The 16587-nt window shown below is 72.0% G+C and carries 13 protein-coding genes and 1 tRNA gene; 8 read left to right on the forward strand and 6 right to left on the reverse strand.

The window, feature by feature from the left end; translation table 11 throughout:
* Positions 1–103 precede the first annotated feature (103 nt).
* On the forward strand, positions 104–1141 hold the full coding sequence (locus tag AB0E85_RS24870; RefSeq protein WP_361931072.1) for a LacI family DNA-binding transcriptional regulator: 1038 nt from the start codon (positions 104–106) through the stop codon (positions 1139–1141).
* A 13-nt stretch (positions 1142–1154) separates the two neighbouring features.
* On the opposite strand, the gene AB0E85_RS24875 is transcribed toward AB0E85_RS24870, so the two are convergent.
* Complete coding sequence (locus AB0E85_RS24875) at positions 1155–1499, reverse strand: cupin domain-containing protein (protein WP_062930430.1); 345 nt, start codon at positions 1497–1499, stop codon at positions 1155–1157.
* Positions 1500–1764: 265 nt separating this feature from the next.
* Here AB0E85_RS24875 and AB0E85_RS24880 point away from each other — a divergent pair, with 265 nt between their 5' ends.
* Both AB0E85_RS24880 and AB0E85_RS24885 read left to right on the forward strand, forming a co-directional pair.
* Positions 1765–1986: a hypothetical protein gene (locus AB0E85_RS24880; RefSeq protein ID WP_361931075.1), complete on the forward strand. Its 222-nt coding sequence runs from the start codon at positions 1765–1767 to the stop codon at positions 1984–1986.
* Between the two features lie 43 nt (positions 1987–2029).
* Positions 2030–2103, forward strand: a tRNA-Pro gene (locus AB0E85_RS24885).
* A 71-nt stretch (positions 2104–2174) separates the two neighbouring features.
* On the opposite strand, the gene AB0E85_RS24890 is transcribed toward AB0E85_RS24885, so the two are convergent.
* From AB0E85_RS24890 to AB0E85_RS24900, 3 genes are all read right to left on the reverse strand, one after another.
* Entirely contained in the window at positions 2175–3509 is a 1335-nt protein-coding gene (locus AB0E85_RS24890) for a glycoside hydrolase family 68 protein (protein ID WP_361931078.1), read from the reverse strand.
* Between the two features lie 180 nt (positions 3510–3689).
* A complete protein-coding gene (locus AB0E85_RS24895; protein WP_361931080.1) occupies positions 3690–4703 on the reverse strand; it encodes a LacI family DNA-binding transcriptional regulator in 1014 nt (337 codons plus the stop codon).
* Between the two features lie 749 nt (positions 4704–5452).
* Positions 5453–5806, reverse strand: a complete 354-nt coding sequence (locus AB0E85_RS24900; protein ID WP_361931145.1) for a hypothetical protein — start codon at positions 5804–5806, stop codon at positions 5453–5455.
* A gap of 99 nt (positions 5807–5905) precedes the next feature.
* Between AB0E85_RS24900 and AB0E85_RS24905 the strand changes: the two genes are divergently transcribed.
* A complete protein-coding gene (locus AB0E85_RS24905; RefSeq protein WP_361931082.1) occupies positions 5906–7624 on the forward strand; it encodes a LuxR family transcriptional regulator in 1719 nt (572 codons plus the stop codon).
* 44 nt (positions 7625–7668) lie between these two features.
* On the opposite strand, the gene AB0E85_RS24910 is transcribed toward AB0E85_RS24905, so the two are convergent.
* On the reverse strand, positions 7669–10236 hold the full coding sequence (locus tag AB0E85_RS24910; protein WP_361931133.1) for a CHAT domain-containing protein: 2568 nt from the start codon (positions 10234–10236) through the stop codon (positions 7669–7671).
* Between the two features lie 170 nt (positions 10237–10406).
* On the opposite strand from AB0E85_RS24910, the gene AB0E85_RS24915 reads away from it, so the two are divergent.
* The 3 genes from AB0E85_RS24915 to AB0E85_RS24925 all read left to right on the forward strand — a co-directional run bounded on the left by AB0E85_RS24915 (position 10407) and on the right by AB0E85_RS24925 (position 13014).
* Entirely contained in the window at positions 10407–11837 is a 1431-nt protein-coding gene (locus tag AB0E85_RS24915) for a S8/S53 family peptidase (protein ID WP_361931085.1), read from the forward strand.
* Between the two features lie 62 nt (positions 11838–11899).
* Positions 11900–12475: a sigma-70 family RNA polymerase sigma factor gene (locus AB0E85_RS24920; protein WP_361931088.1), complete on the forward strand. Its 576-nt coding sequence runs from the start codon at positions 11900–11902 to the stop codon at positions 12473–12475.
* The gene (locus tag AB0E85_RS24925; protein WP_361931091.1) at positions 12472–13014 is read left to right on the forward strand and encodes a hypothetical protein; all 543 of its coding nucleotides are present in this window, start codon (positions 12472–12474) and stop codon (positions 13012–13014) included. The genes AB0E85_RS24920 and AB0E85_RS24925 overlap by 4 nt, the downstream gene beginning before the upstream one ends.
* Positions 13015–13137: 123 nt before the next feature.
* On the opposite strand, the gene AB0E85_RS24930 is transcribed toward AB0E85_RS24925, so the two are convergent.
* Entirely contained in the window at positions 13138–13941 is an 804-nt protein-coding gene (locus AB0E85_RS24930; protein WP_361931094.1) for an AfsR/SARP family transcriptional regulator, read from the reverse strand.
* Between the two features lie 361 nt (positions 13942–14302).
* Here AB0E85_RS24930 and AB0E85_RS24935 point away from each other — a divergent pair, with 361 nt between their 5' ends.
* Positions 14303–16579, forward strand: a complete 2277-nt coding sequence (locus AB0E85_RS24935) for a glycoside hydrolase domain-containing protein (protein WP_361931097.1) — start codon at positions 14303–14305, stop codon at positions 16577–16579.
* Positions 16580–16587: the final 8 nt, after the last annotated feature.

Genomic DNA, 16587 nt, shown 5'->3' on the forward strand with positions numbered 1-16587 from the left:
CTCTTTGGACCGTTCCACAACCTGTCCAGGCCACCCTGAGCGGGGTTTGCCGACGCTGTCAACCCTTTGACAAGCCGTGGCGCCGCATGGAACGGTCCATCCCATGAGGCAGCCGACGATCCGGGACGTGGCCGAGCGGGCCGGTGTCTCCAAGTCGCTGGTCTCCCTCGTGCTGCGCGGCTCCGGCCAGGTACGGCCCGAGAAGCGGGACGCCGTGCTCCGGGCCGCCCGGGAGCTCGGCTACCGGCCCAACGCCGCCGCCCGCAGCCTCGGCGAGCAGCGCACCCTCCCCCAAGCTCTCGACTTCGCTCGACCAGGGGGGACCCCCATGGTCGGCGTCCTCCTCAACGACCTGCGCAACCCCTGGTTCGTCGATCTCCTGGACGGCCTGAACTCCCTGCTGCACGCCAACGGGCTGCACATGCTGCTGGCCGACGCCCGTCTCAACCGCCGCACCGGCCAGGACCCGGCCGACCCGCTGCTGGACCTGCGCGTCGACGGCCTGGTCGTGGTGGGCACGCTGCCCGATCCGGCGGCCCTCGGCGCCGTGGCCGAGCGGATCCCGGTCGTGCTGGCCGGCTCCCGCGAACCGGCGCCGCCGGGCGTGGACGTGGTGGCGGGCGACGACGAGCGGGGCGCCCGGCTGGTCGCCGAGCACCTGATCGGCCTCGGGCACCGCCGTATCGCGCACATCGCGGGCTACGGCGCGGTGGGCGAGCTGCGGCGCGGCAGCTTCGAGGCGACCATGCGCCGGCACGGCCTGGCGGAGCGGGCGGTGGTCGAGCCGAGCGACATGACCGAGGAGGGCGGCTACCGCACCACCGTCCGGCTGCTCAGCGGCCCCGAACGGCCCACGGCCGTCTTCGCCGTCAACGACATGGCCGCCATCGGCGTGCTGTCGGCGGCCGAGGAACTGGGTCTGCGCGTCCCGCGCGACCTGTCCGTCGTCGGCTACGACAACACGAGCATCGCCCGGCTGCGGCACGTGTGGCTCACGACGGTCGACCACACGAGCCACGAGGTCGGCCGCCGCGCGGCCCGCTGCCTCCTGGAACGCTTCCAGGGCCCCGGCGGAGCGGGCCGGATCCAACTGGCCACGCCCACCCTGGAGATCCGGGGGTCGACGGCCCCGGCGCCCTGATCGCTCACCTCGTTCAGAGGTTGATCGCGTACGCCTTGCGCAGCGTCTCGTGGACCGTCCAGGTCGTACGGTCGCCCTCGCGCAGGACGGCCAGGTCGCCGGGCCCGACCGTGAGCGTCGGCCCGCCCTCCACCTCGATCGTCGCCGAGCCGCTGATCACGACGAACAGTTCGTCGGCCTCGGTGTCGGTGACCACGCCGGGCGTGATCTGCCAGACGCCACGGACCTGACGGCCGTCCTCCGACTCCCAGACGACCTTGCCGGTGACCTCGGGCGTTCCGGAGACGATCTGCCCGGGCGCGAGGGGCTCGGGTTCGAGCTCGGCGTCGGGGATGTGCAGTACGAAGCTGTGCGTCATGCGGCGACCTTAGCCCTGGTGAGCGGGGGAGCGGCCTGGACAGAGTGTGGGGTGCCGGGCGGGCCCGGCGGACACACCGTCGGCCCCGGTTCCGAGGCAGCGGGGCGGACGGGACCGCGACGGCACCCCGCACACCGCCTTTGTCCGTCTCAACCCCTATGCCCTGGTCGGGAGTTCCCGCCGATTGGCGTATTGTTTGCGGCATATGCCCGGGAGTTGAGATGCCCGCGGGCATGCGACTGCGTGGGCGAAGGGGGAGCAGGACGTGGACGAGACGGGGCGACGGCCCGCGCGGCGGACCGGGTTGCCCGGGGGTGCCGTCACGGCGCTCCTGGCCGTGGCGGCCTGCGCCGGCCATGCGACCAAGGCGGACCTCCCTTGGTGGGCCGTCCTCGCCGTCGCCGTCTCGACGGTGGGTCTCGCCGGCTGGACCCGGCGCCCGGACCGGCCGTCGGCACGGGCCGGGGGACGGCTCCCCATGCGGTAGGGTTGACCTGCGTGATCACGCGGTTCACCCGCGCGATGCGCACCGGGACGTGGCGCAGCTTGGTAGCGCACTTGACTGGGGGTCAAGGGGTCGCAGGTTCAAATCCTGTCGTCCCGACTGGAGACAGTCGCAGGTCAGGGCCGGTTTCGGAGGTATCCGAAACCGGCCCTGTTCGCGGTCGGGCCGTTCTACGGAATGAAGCCGTAGTCCAGCTGACCGGCCAGCCTCGTCCTGTCGTCCTTCAGGGACAGCACGAGCGTGCGTGCGAGGGTGCCGCCGAAGCGGGTCCCGCCGTCGGCGGTCGGGACGGTGTCGATGAAACTCTCCACCAGCCCGTTGGGCATCACGTAGTGCGAGTACTGCTGTGTCGGGGCATCCTCGGGGTTGCCCAGGACCAGCGCGCTGCCGTTGAGCGGCCGGTAGTCGCTGCGCAGCCCCGGGCCGACGAACCCGTAGAGGCCGTCCCAGCCGCTCAGACCCGGCGCGAACGTGAACTTGTGGCTGATCGTGAACAGGTAGTACTTGCCGCCGCGGATGATCAGGTGCGGCCGTTCGGTCTGCTGGTTCACGCAGTTGGCCGAGAGCAGCGGGGGCTGGAGTTTCCAGTTCTCCATGCTGTCGCCGGTGGCCGTGGCCAGCCCGATGTTGCCCGTGTAGTACTTCGAGTCCTCCGGCACCTCGTGGCCGGCCGGGAGGTCACCCAGGTCACGCTTGGTGCACTGGTACGAGCCCGCGGTGCCGCCCGTGTTGCCCTCGAACAACAGGTGGACCTTGCGGTCCCGCGGGTCGCGGAAGACGAACGGGTCGCGGAAGGCGTAGATGATCGGGCCTTGCTGCGACTGTTCGAGGGTCTGGTACAGCTTGCCGTCGGCCTCGGCGATGATGCGGTGGTCCCGGAAGCCGGAGAACCACACGCGGTTCTTGTCCGCGTGGATCTTGCCGGTCGCCTGCGCCAGACGCTGCAGGGCGTCGCTGGGGTCGACCCCGCCGTTGTCGCGCCCGGAGGCGGTGTAGAAGGACTGCACCTTGTCGCCGATGAGCGCCGTCGAGCCGGCCCACTCACGGGAGCCGAACGAGGTGCCGGCCGGGAACAGGTCGCCGCCGTACTTCCAGCTCTTGGCGTCACGCGAGTAGAAGTAGCCGATCTTCGCGTGCCAGTGCCGGTCGCCGAACGGCACCGACCGCGGGGCCGTCAGCGAGAAGATGACGTGCCAGCCCTTGTAGGTGGCAGTCCGGGTGTTGAGCTTGGTGAGCGGCCAGGTGTCCCACACCCACACCTTGTCGGTCATCACCGGGAAGTCGGGTGACACGCGGGGGGCGGTGTTGGTCCTGTCCTGCCGGAGTTTCAGGGCGTCCGCGCGGGACCAGACGGCTGTGTGGTCGTCATCGGCGGTGTACTGCCGTGTCCCGGTCCGGGACGGGTCGTGGGGGGAGGCGGAAGCGGGAGTGGTGATGCCGCTCAGCATCGCGAGGGCCGCCAAACCCGTCGCCAGCCGGAGCACCACTCGTCTTGCTCTGTACATACGTCACCCTTGGGGGGAAGAGGGAACGAATGGAAGATGTGGAACCGGTTCCATCGCTGACAGTACCTCAATTCCACTGATAAGCAGTGGACTTGTAAGGTGAACATTCACTTATGAGCAGCGGTCGGAACGGCCTCATGGAAGGTCACGGAAGCCGATCCAGCGTCGGCGTACCGCGGGTCAGGCTCCCGCGGCAGCCGTCGTACGCCGAGGCACGAGCTCCAGTTCCAGCACCTTCTCGACGGGGTCGCCGGCGAGCCGGCCGATGCGTTCCAGCAGCAGGCGGGCGGCGATCCCGCCGCTGGTGCGCAGGGGCTGGCGTACCGTGGTCAGCCCTACGTAGGCCGCCACGTCTAGGTCGTCGAAGCCGACCACGGACAGTTCCTGAGGGACCCTCACGCCCGCCGAGTTCGCCGCTTCGATGACCCCCAGCGCCCGGGTGTCGGACGCGGTGACGATCGCGCTGGGGGGCTCCGGAAGGGCCAGCAACTCGTCGGTGAGGCGGTGCGCCACCGAGCGGCCGTGGGGTCCGACCCGGACGTACGGCTCCTCCAGCGCCAGGCCGTACGCGCGCAGCGCCAGCTCGCATCCCTCACGCCGACGGGCGCTCGCGCTGAAACGGAAACGATCGTCGGCGACATCGCCCATGAACGCGATACGACGATGGCCGAGTTGCAGCAGATGACGGGTCGCCAGCATGCCGCCGCGCACGTCGTCGATCACCACACGCGGCAGGTCCGGGTACTCACAGTCCAGCAGCACCGTGGGCAGACCGGCACGTGCCAGCTGCTTCGCGTCGTCGTCGGTGGGAGCGAGCGAGATCGCCAGCAGCCCGTCGAAGCGGTCACCGGCCGCCACCGCCCGGTACTGCTGATCACGCTGATCCGGTGTCGCCACGTCGAGCAGGGTGAGGTCGTGGTCGCTGCCGTGCAGCTCGTGTGAGATGCCACGAAGCCGCTCGACGACCGACGGCTCGGTGGCGAAGGGCGCGATGACGGCGATGCTCTGGGTGCGTCCCGTGGACAGCGCGCGAGCGCGCCGATTGGGCCGGTAGTCCAGATCCCGGATCACCCGCAGCACCCGCTCGCGGGTGTCCTCGCTGACGTTCCGGCTGTCGTTCAGGACGCGCGAAACCGTGCCGACCCCCACCCCGGCCCGGGCCGCGACATCCCCGATGGTCGCCCGTTCTCCCACGGCCGTACAGTACCCGAACTCGCAGATCAGCCTGCTGACACGCACATCCTCAGCTGTCGACGGGAGGCGCTTCGGTCCGTCAGCGACCGCCGCCTCCCCTGCGTTGCTCCCAGTGCCGCCCTCACTCCGCTGATCGAGGAGGACGCTTCCGTACTGACGTCCCTTGACCCACTGGCCCCGCTTCCCTGAGGGGCGCCGGCCGATGCCCGCTCGCCGCAGGCGCCGGGCCACGGCGTCGTGCGGAAACTCCTGTGCATCGTCTCGCGCACCTCTGCGATCATCCGAGGCGCCCGCGGCGGCGCCTCCCGTCCACGCGGCGGCCCTGGAGGTGGGGCCGGGTGTCGACGACCCCCGACGACCGGGCTGGGGTGATCGGACTCATCGCCGCTCGCCAGTCGCACATCATCGACCGTGACATAGGCCACCCGAGTGCATCCGCAGCGCGGGTGTTTGCGTTCGCGTCGGCTGGAAAGTGGCTCTGTAGTCATGTGACCGAAAGCCGGGAAAGAGGAGGTCCGATGTCCTCGAAGCGACGTCGCAAGAAGAAGGCCCGCCGCAAGAACGGCGCGAACCACGGCAGTCGTCCGCAGTCCTGAGAGTCGTGCGGGCGCGCTGACGCAAAGGGGTGGGTGGCACCTGCCACCCACCCCTTTGCGTTCGCAGGGCCCCCCGGCGCATGGCGTGGTCGAGGACGTCACCCACCCCCATGGGCGACGTCCCCGACCGCTCCCCCGGTGCCGGACTGCGGCTCAGGTGTCCGCGCGGCGGATCCGTGCCGTCACCAGCACATCACCGCCGTCCCGCCGGCACCCGGACGGAGTACAGGCGGACGCGGACGATGTGGCGGCGGCCCTTGACGAGCCGGGCGCCGATCGCGGCGTTGCGCGGAGTGCCCCCGTCGTCCCGGCCGGCGACGTCATCACCCTCCCCGGCACGGGGATGACGGACGCGTCGCAGTCGCCGTCGAAGAACCGGTGGTGCAGGACGGTGCCGTTGACCCACATACGCCGCCCGCTCGCGAGCGCGCTCAGCCGCTCGGCCACCGGCCCCGGTGCGAAGGCGGGCGCCGGCGCCTGAGCCAGCGAGCAGTAGCGTGCGGTCACGGGCCACAGCCTGCCCCGCGGCCCGCCTCCTGCGCCTGAGTCGAGGGCTACTCAAGTCGCCCTGTATCAAAGGTGAGTAGCCGCGCTCATGTCTGTGTGATGACTTACGAGAGGGACGCGACGACGCTGGAGCCGCCCTGGCCGTTCGCCGGGCGGGAGGACGAACTGGAGCTGGTCCGCCGGTCGTTGACCGGTGTGCGGCGCGGCATCGTGGTGACGGGCCCGGCGGGCTGCGGGAAGTCCCGTCTCGTCACCGAGGCGATGCGCGGCACCGACGGCGCCCGGGCGGCCGGCACGCCCGGGAGCCGGACCGTCCCGTTCGCCGCGTTCGCCCACCTGCTGCCCGAGTCGGTCACGCTGCACCGCGCGGTCCGGATGCTGTCCGGTGTCCGCACGCTGCTGGTGGACGACGCGCACCTGCTCGACGACGCCTCCGCAGCCCTGGTCCACCAGCTCGCCGTGCACGGGCGCACCCGGCTGCTGGTCGTCGTCTCCGACGGCCCGCCCGTGCCCGGCGCGATCTCCCGGCTGTGGACCGGTGAACTCCTGCCGCGCCTCGCGCTGGAGCCACTGCCGCAGGAAGAGACCGGCCGGCTGCTGACGGCGGGCGCCGGCCCTCTCGACGCGCTCACCCTCAACCGGCTGCACCACCTGAGCCAGGGCGATCTGCGGCTGCTGCGCGACCTGCTGGGCGCGGTGCGCGGGCGGCTGACCGCGGTCCCGGACACCGGCGAGCGGGCGTTTCGCGGCCCGGTCCCGCTGACCACGTCCGTACGGGAACGCGAGGCCGTCCTCGACCGGACCTGCCCCCTGGAACGCGAGACCCTCGACCGCCTCGCCTTCGCCGAGCCCCTGCCCCCGGACCTGGACGACCTGGACCTCGGGGCTCTCGAAGCGCTGGAGTCGGACGGTCTGATCGAGGTCGACGACCAGGGTGCCGTCCGCCTCGCCCACCCCCTGTTCGGGCCGGTGCTCCGGGCCGCGGCGGGCCGGCTGCGGGCCCGTCGGCTGGCTCGCGCACCGCAGGAGTGCGCCGCCGCCCTCGACGCCGAGTGCGCGGCCCTGGCCCGCCGGATCGCCCAGGCCGACGTACGGGCGGCAGCCGCGCCGGTGGGGGAGTGGCAGGTCGCCGAGGGTGGCCCGCTGCCGGGCGGGTACGCCGCGGTGCGCGCCCGCTACGCGCGGCTGCGCGGAGAGGTGCGGGAGGCCGCGGCCTGGGCTCGGGAAGGCCTGCGGAGCGAACCCGCGCACGCTCCGTGCCGGGCGGAACTCCACCGCGCCTCGGCGACGGTGGACAGCCCGGGCGGCCTCACCCCGGAGACACTCACCGACCCCTACGACGCCGTCCGCCTCGGCACCCCCGAGAAGGTCATCGACCGGCTCCACGGCGTCTTCGCCCGGCACGCCGACGCCCTCACCCGCGCCGACGGCCCGGACCTGGACGAGGTGGCCGGGGAGCTGGAGCGGCGTGGCTTCCTGCTGTTCGCCGCCGAAGCACATGCCCAGGCCGTGCGCGCCCACCGCGATCCGCGCGCCGCCCGGCACTCCCGCACCCGGGCCGTCGCCCTGGCCCGGCGCTGTCAGGGTGCCCGCACCCCCGCGCTGTCCGGGCTGGTCCTGGGCGAACTCACCGCCCGGCAGCGGCAGATCGTCACCCTCGCCGCGGCCGGCCTGACCAACCGGCAGATCGCCGAACGCCTCACCCTGTCGGTCCGCACCGTCGGCAACCACCTGTACAGCGCCTACGCCCGGCTCGGCGCGAGCGACCGCGGCGCCCTGCCGTGGCAGGCCCACGCGCCGGAAGCCCAGCCGGCCTGACCCGGGCACCGAGGACCGGCGGCCTGACCCGCACAGGGGACGGGTCAGGCCGCCCCGAACGCCGAGAACGCCCACCCCGTGGCCTGGTGCAGGGCGTCGCCCGGCAGGGCGGCCCGGGCATCGCGCAGCGCCTCCGCCAGGGACAGGCCGGCGTCGAGGCCCTTGTGCAGGGCCAGCATCAGCGGCACCACCGCCGCGTCGTTGACGGGCGCGCTGCACGCCACCACCCCGGCCGTGCCGAGCGGCAGCAACGCCGTGACGAGGCCGAGCAGTTCATCGGCGCCGACCGAGGCGAGGCGGGCGGTGTCGCAGCAGGACAGGATGATCCGGTACGGGCTGCGGTCCAGCCGCTCGAAGTCGTGAACGACGATCGGCCCGTCGGCCATCCGCAGGGACGAGAACAGCGGACTGTCCGCGCGGAACGTGCCGTGCGCGGCGATGTGCGCCAGTGCGGCCCCGTCCAGCTCCTCCAGCACCCGCGGCACCCGCGCCCCGTCCCCTTCCAGGACCCTCGCACGGCCGTACCGGCCGGCCAGCTCGGACACCTCGGCACCGCCGGTCGCCAGGCCCGGCCCGCGTACCAGCACGGGGCAGCCGTCCGGCGGCGGCGTGGTCTCCCGGGCCCGCAGCCAGCTGCCCGCCGACGGCGACACGCTGAGCACCCGCTCCCGCAGCGACGGCAGCAGCGCCCACGGCACCCGGTGCAGCCGCCCCGGCGGCACGATCACCACCGGACCGCGGCCCAGGTGCGCTGCCGCCGGTCCGAGGAGCAGCTCCTCCAGCCGCCGCCCCGCCGCCGCCACCACCGGAAGCCGGGCCTCCGCCCCCGGGTGGGCCAGCCGCCGCAGCCCCGCCTGTACGTGCTCGGCCTCGGTCTCCGCCTCGGCGAGCAGCCCGGCCTCGAACCGGCGCACCCGCCCCCGCCCGCACAGCAGCACCTGCACCCGCCCGCCGAGCACGGCGAGTTCCACCAGCAGGACCTCGTCACCCAGGTGCTCCAGCAGCCGGCCGACGTCGAACCGGTCCCCGTCCCCGAGTGACTCGCCCCGCATGTGCAGGGTCCGGGAGCGGATCTCCCGCTCCAGGCGCCGCTGTTCGCGCTCCAGCGCCGGGACCGGCCGGCCCTCCATGCGGGCGGCTTCCGCACGCGAGGCGATCTCACGGAAGGCGGTCATGCCGCTGAGCAGCTCCGGGTCGGCGGGCGGCCGGGTCGGCGGGGTGGACAGCACCGTGGCCCGCCAGCGCTCGCTCCACACCAGCAGCCGCCGCGGCCCGCCGGAGACCAGACTGGCCCGCTGCGCCAACGCCGCCAGTTCCGCGCCCTGTTCGGTGGCACGCGCCCGCAGCTCCGAGGCGCCGAGCGTCATCCGGTGGTCGTCCAGCACGTCCAGGCCCCGCCGGCAGGCTTCCAGCACGCCCCGCGCCGACCCGGCGGCCTGTGCCCGCAGCGCCTGCGCCGCCCAGCCCGTCAACCGCGCCAGCGGCGGCCCGCGGCGCCGGCTGCGCGCCGCCACGGCCAAGTGCCGCTCCGCGTCCGCCGTCCAGCCCAGCTCCAGCGCGATCCGGCCCGCGAGCAGCGACGCCTCCGGCGCGGCCGGGGCGCCGAAGGAGGCCAGCTTCCCGGCCACCGCGGCGGCGTCGGCGACCAGCCGCCCGGAGCCGCGCCCGGCCGCGTGCCGCGCCTCGATCAGCACCAGCCGGGCGTGCGTCTCCCACCAAGTGCGCCGCTGCCCGGCGAACAGCCGTACCGCGAGGGCCGCGCGGGCGATGGCCGTGTGCGCGTCGCCGGCCAGTCGCGCGGCCCGGGCGGCGGCCAGCAGCAGCTCCGCCTTGCGGGTGGACTGCCCGCCGATACCGTCCAGCTTCCCGATCGCCGCGTCCGCCTCGGCCAGCGCCTCCGGCGCGAGACCGGCCGCCATCAGCACCTCGCAGCGGCGGATGTTCAGCATGAACGTCGGCGTGCCGAGCCGGGCGTACCGCTCCTCCGCCTCGTCCAGCAGCCGCAGCGCCACCGGCACGTCCCCCGACCGGAACGCCGCCAGGCCCCGGCTCTCCACCGCGTCGGCCTTGTCGTGCTCCTGGCCGGTGGTGTCCCACAGCACCTCCGCCGCGGTGAAGTCCGCCTCCGCCCGCTCCACCGACCCCAGCGCCAGATGCACGGTGGCCCGCAGGGTCAGCGCCCGCGCCGTCCAGATCACGTCCTCCGCCTGTCGCAGCACCGGCACCGCCCGGCGCACGTCCTCCAGCGCCTCGCGATGGTGACCGAGCACCCACCACACGTACGCCCGCCGGTACAGCACCCGCGCCCTGGTGTGCCCGCCGCCGCGCGCCGCCCCCCGCTCGAACGCCGCCAGGCCCTCCCGGGTACGGCCGGCGTGCACCAGCGCCACGCCCAGCGTGGCCAGTACGTCCGCCTCCCGGTCGGCCGAGCCGGCGCGCGCCGCGCACTCCCGGGCCCGCCGCAGATGGTGCAGCGCGAGCCGCAGATCGCCGAAGTCCCGCTGCCAGATGCCGATCACCTGGTGAGCCACCGAGGCGGCCGGCGGGGAGGGGTCGCCGTCGAGCAGCGCCCGGGCCCTCGCGAGAGCCTCGCCCGGGTCGGCGAACACCATCGGCAGCAGTTCCGTAACCGAGTCGCTTCCCGCCGTCACTCCTCGGATGGTAGTGCTCCCGGACCACACCACACAGGTGTCGAGCTGTATCAAGGGACGGCGAGACGGCTCATGCTGACGACCGCTCAGCGGAACCGGCCGACGCCGTCGCACCCACGGGAGGACCCGCCATGGCACCTCAGCGATTCCACGAGCAGTTCGACCAGATCCAGCGCTCGATGCCGGACGTCCCCCTGGCGATGGGCCCGGACGACTCGGCGGAGTTCATGTACGAGAAGGGTGTGGTCCTCGTCCGCGACGGCGAGGAGGCGCGGGTCGTCGAGGACACGGTACGGGCGCATTTCACGGCCGCACCCGACCTCGACCAGGAGCAGATCCGCCGCGCGGGCCCGCAGGCCAACCGCAGCGGCATCACCCGCATCCGCGTCGGCGACCCCGGGGAGGGCGGCCGGGACGCCGACCGTGCCGTCGCCCACGCCCTGCGCTCCGTCCAGGAGCACGAGTCCCGGGCCGGGCACCGGATGGCCGCCCGCAACCACGTCGTGCACATCGCGGTCAACGCCTGCCCGGGCGACGAACCCGTCCCCGCCCCGCTCAGCGAGCCACCCAACCCGGACGCCGCCGGCACGGCCCACGACCCGGGCACCGCCGTCGGGGTCCTCGTCGTCGACACGGGCCTCATGCACGACTACCGCTCCTGCGGCCTGCTCGCCCACACCGGCGGTGACGCCCAGGTCCAGGAGTGCGACGACCAGGGCGTCCTTCAGCAGTACGTCGGCCACGGCACGTTCATCGCCGGGCTCGTCGCCGCCGTCGCGCCCAACACCGACATCACCGTGCGCGGCAGCCTCAACGACGCGGGCGCCGTTCTGGAGTCCGAGTTCGGCGAGAGGCTCTTCGCGGCCGTCGACGCCGGCGGCTGGCCCGACGTGCTCAGCCTCTCCGCCGGCACCTCCAACGGCCGCACCGACGGCCTGCTCGGCGTCGAGAACTTCATGCGGGAACTGCGCGAGCAGCGTACCCTGCTGGTCGCCGCCGCGGGCAACAACGCGAGCTCCGCACCGTTCTGGCCCGCCGCCTACGCCGATCTGCCCGGCTGGGAGGACTCCGTGCTGTCGGTCGGCGCCCTGCGCAGCGACGGCGAGTCCGGCGCCTGCTTCACCAACCACGGCCCCTGGGTGAAGGTCTACGCTCCCGGAGAGCGCCTCACCAGCGCCCTCACCGGATTCGGGGCACCCGTCCCGTACGTGTACCAGCACTCCACCTACGACGCCTGCCGCTACGGCTTCTCCTACGGGTGCACCTGCCAGCACCCCCGCCACAGCGGTGTGCTGAGCGACGAGGGCAACGCCGCCAAGCCGGACCAGGTGATGTTCGAGGGCTATGCGCAGTGGAGCGGCACCTCCTTCGCCACCCCCGTGACCGCCGGCCTGGTGGCCGCCCACATGACGGCGCACAAGGAGACCGACCCGCGCGCGGCCCGGCGGCAACTGCTCGCCGCCGACGCCGAGGTCGCGGAGGTGCGCGGCGCGCAGGTCCCGGCGCTGCGTCCGCCCACCTGGCGCCCGGTTCCGGTCGTGCGCCTCGGCCCCGGGCTGTGAGGGCCGGGACCGCCCCCTCCACGGCGTACGATGACGTGCCGTATGCGAGGGGTGGGGCTGCCGTGGACCGTACTGATGCCGGCGCGCTCGTCCGGGCGGCCGCCGACGGTGACGCGGCGGCCTGGAAGGCGCTCGTGGAAGGGCTGAGCCCGCTGGTCTGGTCCGTCGTCCGGGCCCACCGGCTCTCCGACGCCGACGCCCACGAGGTCTACCAGACGGCCTGGTTCCGCTTCGCCCAGCACCTCGGGCGGATCCGCGAGCCCGGCAAGGCGGGCGCCTGGCTGGCGAGCACCGCGCGCCACGAGTGCCTCAAGGTCATCCGGAGTGCCCAGCGGCTGACCCTGACGGACGATCCGCGGTTGCTGGACCGGGTCAGTGAGGACGGCACACCCGAACAGTCGCTGCTCGACTCGGAGGAGGCCGCCGCGCAGAGCGAACGCGTCCGGCGGCTGTGGCAGGAATTCGAGGAACTCGGCGAGCGGTGCAGGCGGTTGCTGCGCGTGCTGATGGCCACGCCGCCGCCCAGTTACCAGGACGTGTCCGCCGCGCTCGGGATCGCGGTGGGCAGTGTCGGACCGCTGCGCCAGCGCTGTCTGCGGCGTCTGCGGGCCCGGCTGGAGGCACCGGGGGCGATATGAGCGACATGAGTGACGACAGGTACGACGACAGGTACGACGACGACCTGTACGACCACGACCTTTACGAGGACGACCTGTCCGGCGAAGGGGACTGGGGCGACGAGGAGTTCGACAGCGGGATGCTGGAGCAGGAGCTGCGACAGGCCGCAGCCGTCCTGGACCCGGTGCCGGCGGAGCTCCAGCAGATAGCGGTCGACGCCTTCGCGCTGCACGACCTCGACGCGCGCGTGGCAGAGCTGACCTTCGACTCGCTGGTCGACGCGCTCCCCGTCCGGGGCGTCACCGATACGCCCCGGATGCTGACCTTCCGGGCGGGCGAGGTGACCGTCGACGTCGAGGTCACCGCGCAGGGGCTGATGGGCCAGGTGCTGCCGCCGCAGCCGGCCCGTATCGAGATCCTCGGCGGGCCGCGGCCCGGCTCCCCGCTCACCGCCGACGACCTGGGCCGCTTCACCGGCGAGGTGCCGCTGTCCGGCCCGTTCGCCCTGCGGTTGCGCACCGGCGGGGACGTGCTGGTCACGGAGTGGCTGCGGGCGTAGCACGTGCCTGGACGAGTGCCTGGGCGGTCCCCCCCAGCTCGTCGTCGAGCCTCACCTGCACTGCCGTCGAAGGGAGTTGGGGTCTTGCGGCTCCACACCGGAAAGCACCCTCGCGCCGCCGGCTCAGGACCGCGCGCCCATCCCGGTGTCCCAGAGCGTGTCGACCCCGGTCCCGGGAGCCGGACTCGCGCCGTCGAGGATCGCGTCCAGGGTTCGGCGGACCTCGCGGCCCGGGCCGACCGCGAGTCCCTCGCCGAGCCGGCGGACCAGACACGCGTACACCGCGTGCGCGTCGTGGGTGCGCCCCTCGTCGTGCAGCGCCGACATCAGAAGGGCGACTCCGCGCTCCCGGAGCGGATGCTCCCCGACATGCCGGAGCAGACGCGGGATCACTCCGCTGCCGTTGCCGGCCGCGATCGACAGGGCGAAGTACTCCTCGGCCGCGATCGTCCGCTGCTCCTCCAGTGCCGCCGCGTAGGACGCGAAGCTCGGCACGTCGAGCCCGTCGTAGACGCCGCCGCGCCACAACGCCAGCGCGCGTTCGTACAGTCCGAGGCTCGCCTCCGTCCGGCCGCGTGCCTTCGCCGACTCCGCCTCGGCGCAGAGCCGGGAGAACACGACGTGGTCGATCCGGTCGACGTCGATGCCGAACACGTATCCGTCCCGGACCCGGTCGAGGGACACCTCCTCGGTGCACGAGGACGCGATCGCGCGCCGAATGGAACCGAGGCAGTTCATCACCTGCTCGCGTGCCGTCCGCGGGGGATCGTCGTCCCACAGTGCGTCGATGAGCGTATGCGTGGAGACGAACGCGTTCGGTCGCGTCATCAGGGCGGAAAGAATGACCCACTCGCGCCTGCGGTTCACGCCGATACTGGACCGGAGAGGCTCGGCACGGGGCTGCCCGAGAATCCCGAAGTCGGGCATCGGCCATCCTTTCGACAGGGGACGGGGTGAAAGGCGCGCCGAATGCCGAAAAGTCCCACGCCCGCGCCTTTGAAAGTATATGCGGCACAGGATTCTCTTTTGTGCCCGATGGTGCCTTTCTTGGGGACTCTTTGGGGCTCTCTTGACATTCGCCCCCTTCTGGCAAAGTCGGTAAATCCAGGCGCCCCCGGAGATGGCCCGGCGATGGGGTGGCGATGGGGCGGCCTGCCATCTTCATGCGCATCGGCTCACCGGCATGGAGAAGGACCACCCTATGGATCAGATGGTTCTCAAAGCACAGCAATGGGTCAATGCCACATATGCGGGCGTATCCGGGTACAACCCGTGCGCAGAGAACGGAATGACGGGCTGGGAGACGATCTACTGCCTCACGCGGGCTCTCCAGCACGAGCTCGGCATCGCCACCCTGTCCGACAACTTCGGGCCGACGACATGGGCCGATCTGAAGGCCTACGGCCCGGTCGGGCGTGACTCCGGCAACATCAACATGCGGACCATCGCGGAGGCAGCCCTCTACTGCAAGGGCTACAGCGGCGGCGACATCGACGGCGGCTTCAACGTATCCACCGGCGCCGGCCTGACCGCGCTGGTCGCGGACATGGGCCTGCCCGGTCCGGAGGTGCCCGGCTCCCAGATCTACGACGTGGAGCCGAAGGTCTTCAAGGCGCTGCTGACCATGGACGCGTACGTCCTCACGTCCGGCGGCTCCAGCCTGATCCAGACCTGCCAGCGCTGGCTCAACGACGCCTACTACGGGAAGGGCCAGTTCTTCATCGGACCGTGCGACGGCCACTTTTCCCGCAATGTCCAGCAGGCCCTGGTCCTGGCGATCCAGTACCAGATGGGCCTGACGGACAGCCAGGTCACAGGTTCGCTCGGCCCGACCACCGAAGGCGCGCTCAAGACGACCGCATACGTGTCCAGCGGCTCGCAGGACTCGGGGGACGCCGGATGGGTCCGGTTGTTCCAGTGTGCGGTCGCGTTCAACAACTACGACAACCACTGGGGCGACGGCGGCGGGACGTTCACCTCCGATCTTGCGGCCACGGTGACGGCTTTCCAGAAGTTCTGTTCGCTCGACGCCACCGGCGCCGCCGATTACGAGACCTGGATGTCCCTGCTGGTCTCGACGGGGGACCCGGACCGCAAGGGCACCGCCTTCGACTGCATGTACCCGCTGAACACGACGACGATCCAGACGGTGAAGAGCAACGGGTACACGACGGTCGGCCGCTACCTCATAGGCGGCACGAACAAGGTTCTGACGAACTCCGAGATCGCGCTCATCTTCGACAACGGCCTCTCCCTCTTCCCCATCTATCAGGACGAGGGAAACGCGCTCATCGACTTCAGTTACCCGCAAGGTGTCGCAGCCGGAAACGGTGCGGCCGAAGCGGCGACCTCCTTCGGTATCCCGTACGGCACCGTCATCTATTTCTCGGTCGATTTCGACGCGACCGACGATGACATCACCAGCGCGATCATCCCGCACTTCCAGGGCGTCAACAACGGCATGGCCGCGATGGGCAGCCAGTACGCGATCGGTGTGTACGGGTGCCGCAACACCTGCATCCGCCTCGCAGCCGAGGGCCTCACCACCAGAAGCTTCGTCAGCGGCATGTCGACCGGCTACAGCGGCAACCTCGGCTATCCGCTCCCCGACAACTGGGCCTTCGACCAGATCAAGGACTTCACGCTGGCCGCCGGCACCAGCGGCGCGGTGGAGATCGACAACGACATCGCCTCCGGCATGGATCCGGGCATCGACAGCGTTACCCGGCCGCGCGATCCCAACGACGCCTTCTACACGTACCTGATCTGGGTGGAGGCCAGGGCCGGCCAGTGGATCGACCAGGGGCACACCGGGCGGTCCGCGCAGGAGTTGGTCGCGCAGTACCTCCGGGCCCGCACGTCGCAGTACGTGTTCACCGGTTCCGACACGGTCTTCGGCGAGCTGGACCAGGGCTTCATCGACTTCGTGAACAGCTATCCCGACGAGCCGTACGCGGGCCCGCTGCGCGACCCCGACCTGCTGTGGGACTCCGACGTGGACCACTTCGGCGCGTCCTGCGGCGCCGTCATCACCAACGGGATCCCGGGCGACCTCACGTCGTCCAACCTGACGGACTTCGGGAGCTGGGGCGGCGATCTCGTCAGCGTGCTGGCGCAGTTCTACCTGAGCGGGCTCTCCGACGACCAGGCGTACACCTACGCGGCGGGTCAGATCGGCGGCAAGGGCGACAACACGTACTTCTCGCTCGACGACCTCCTCGCCGACGCGGACGCCTATGTGCTGGGCCATCCCGTCAGGCAGGGCTCCAGTCAGCCCCTGTCGACGGGGTTCAAGGCCGGCTACGCGTCGTCCACCGCGGCCGTGGCCCGGCGGGCTTCGTTCTACTCGATCCGTTTCGGCAGCTCGCCCGCGACGGTGGCGGCCGCCGCCATGAGCGCCATGACCAGTGACGCCGCCGACCCGGAGATGGCCGCCATCCGGGACGCCTTCTGGGTCAAGACGACCAAATCGGTGTCCTGCCCGACTCCCGGGTCCATGTCCGACGCCGCCCTGTCCGGTGTGGCGAACGCCTTCAAAGACGCCGTCATCCAGTACTGCTCGTGACGAATCGA

It is taken from the genome of Streptomyces sp. NPDC029044, assembly GCF_040637495.1.
Taxonomy (GTDB): domain Bacteria; phylum Actinomycetota; class Actinomycetes; order Streptomycetales; family Streptomycetaceae; genus Streptomyces.

What these genes read in the sequence shown, in the direction of transcription:
- AB0E85_RS24870 (WP_361931072.1), top strand. Translation starts at nt 104, where the DNA reads ATGAGGCAGCCGACGATCCGGGACGTGGCCGAGCGGGCCGGTGTCTCC.
- AB0E85_RS24875 (WP_062930430.1), bottom strand. Translation starts at nt 1,499, where the DNA reads ATGACGCACAGCTTCGTACTGCACATCCCCGACGCCGAGCTCGAACCC.
- AB0E85_RS24890 (WP_361931078.1), bottom strand. Translation starts at nt 3,509, where the DNA reads ATGTACAGAGCAAGACGAGTGGTGCTCCGGCTGGCGACGGGTTTGGCG.
- AB0E85_RS24905 (WP_361931082.1), top strand. Translation starts at nt 5,906, where the DNA reads ATGACTTACGAGAGGGACGCGACGACGCTGGAGCCGCCCTGGCCGTTC.
- AB0E85_RS24910 (WP_361931133.1), bottom strand. Translation starts at nt 10,236, where the DNA reads ATGGTGTTCGCCGACCCGGGCGAGGCTCTCGCGAGGGCCCGGGCGCTG.
- AB0E85_RS24915 (WP_361931085.1), top strand. Translation starts at nt 10,407, where the DNA reads ATGGCACCTCAGCGATTCCACGAGCAGTTCGACCAGATCCAGCGCTCG.
- AB0E85_RS24925 (WP_361931091.1), top strand. Translation starts at nt 12,472, where the DNA reads ATGAGCGACATGAGTGACGACAGGTACGACGACAGGTACGACGACGAC.
- AB0E85_RS24930 (WP_361931094.1), bottom strand. Translation starts at nt 13,941, where the DNA reads ATGCCCGACTTCGGGATTCTCGGGCAGCCCCGTGCCGAGCCTCTCCGG.
- AB0E85_RS24935 (WP_361931097.1), top strand. Translation starts at nt 14,303, where the DNA reads ATGACGGGCTGGGAGACGATCTACTGCCTCACGCGGGCTCTCCAGCAC.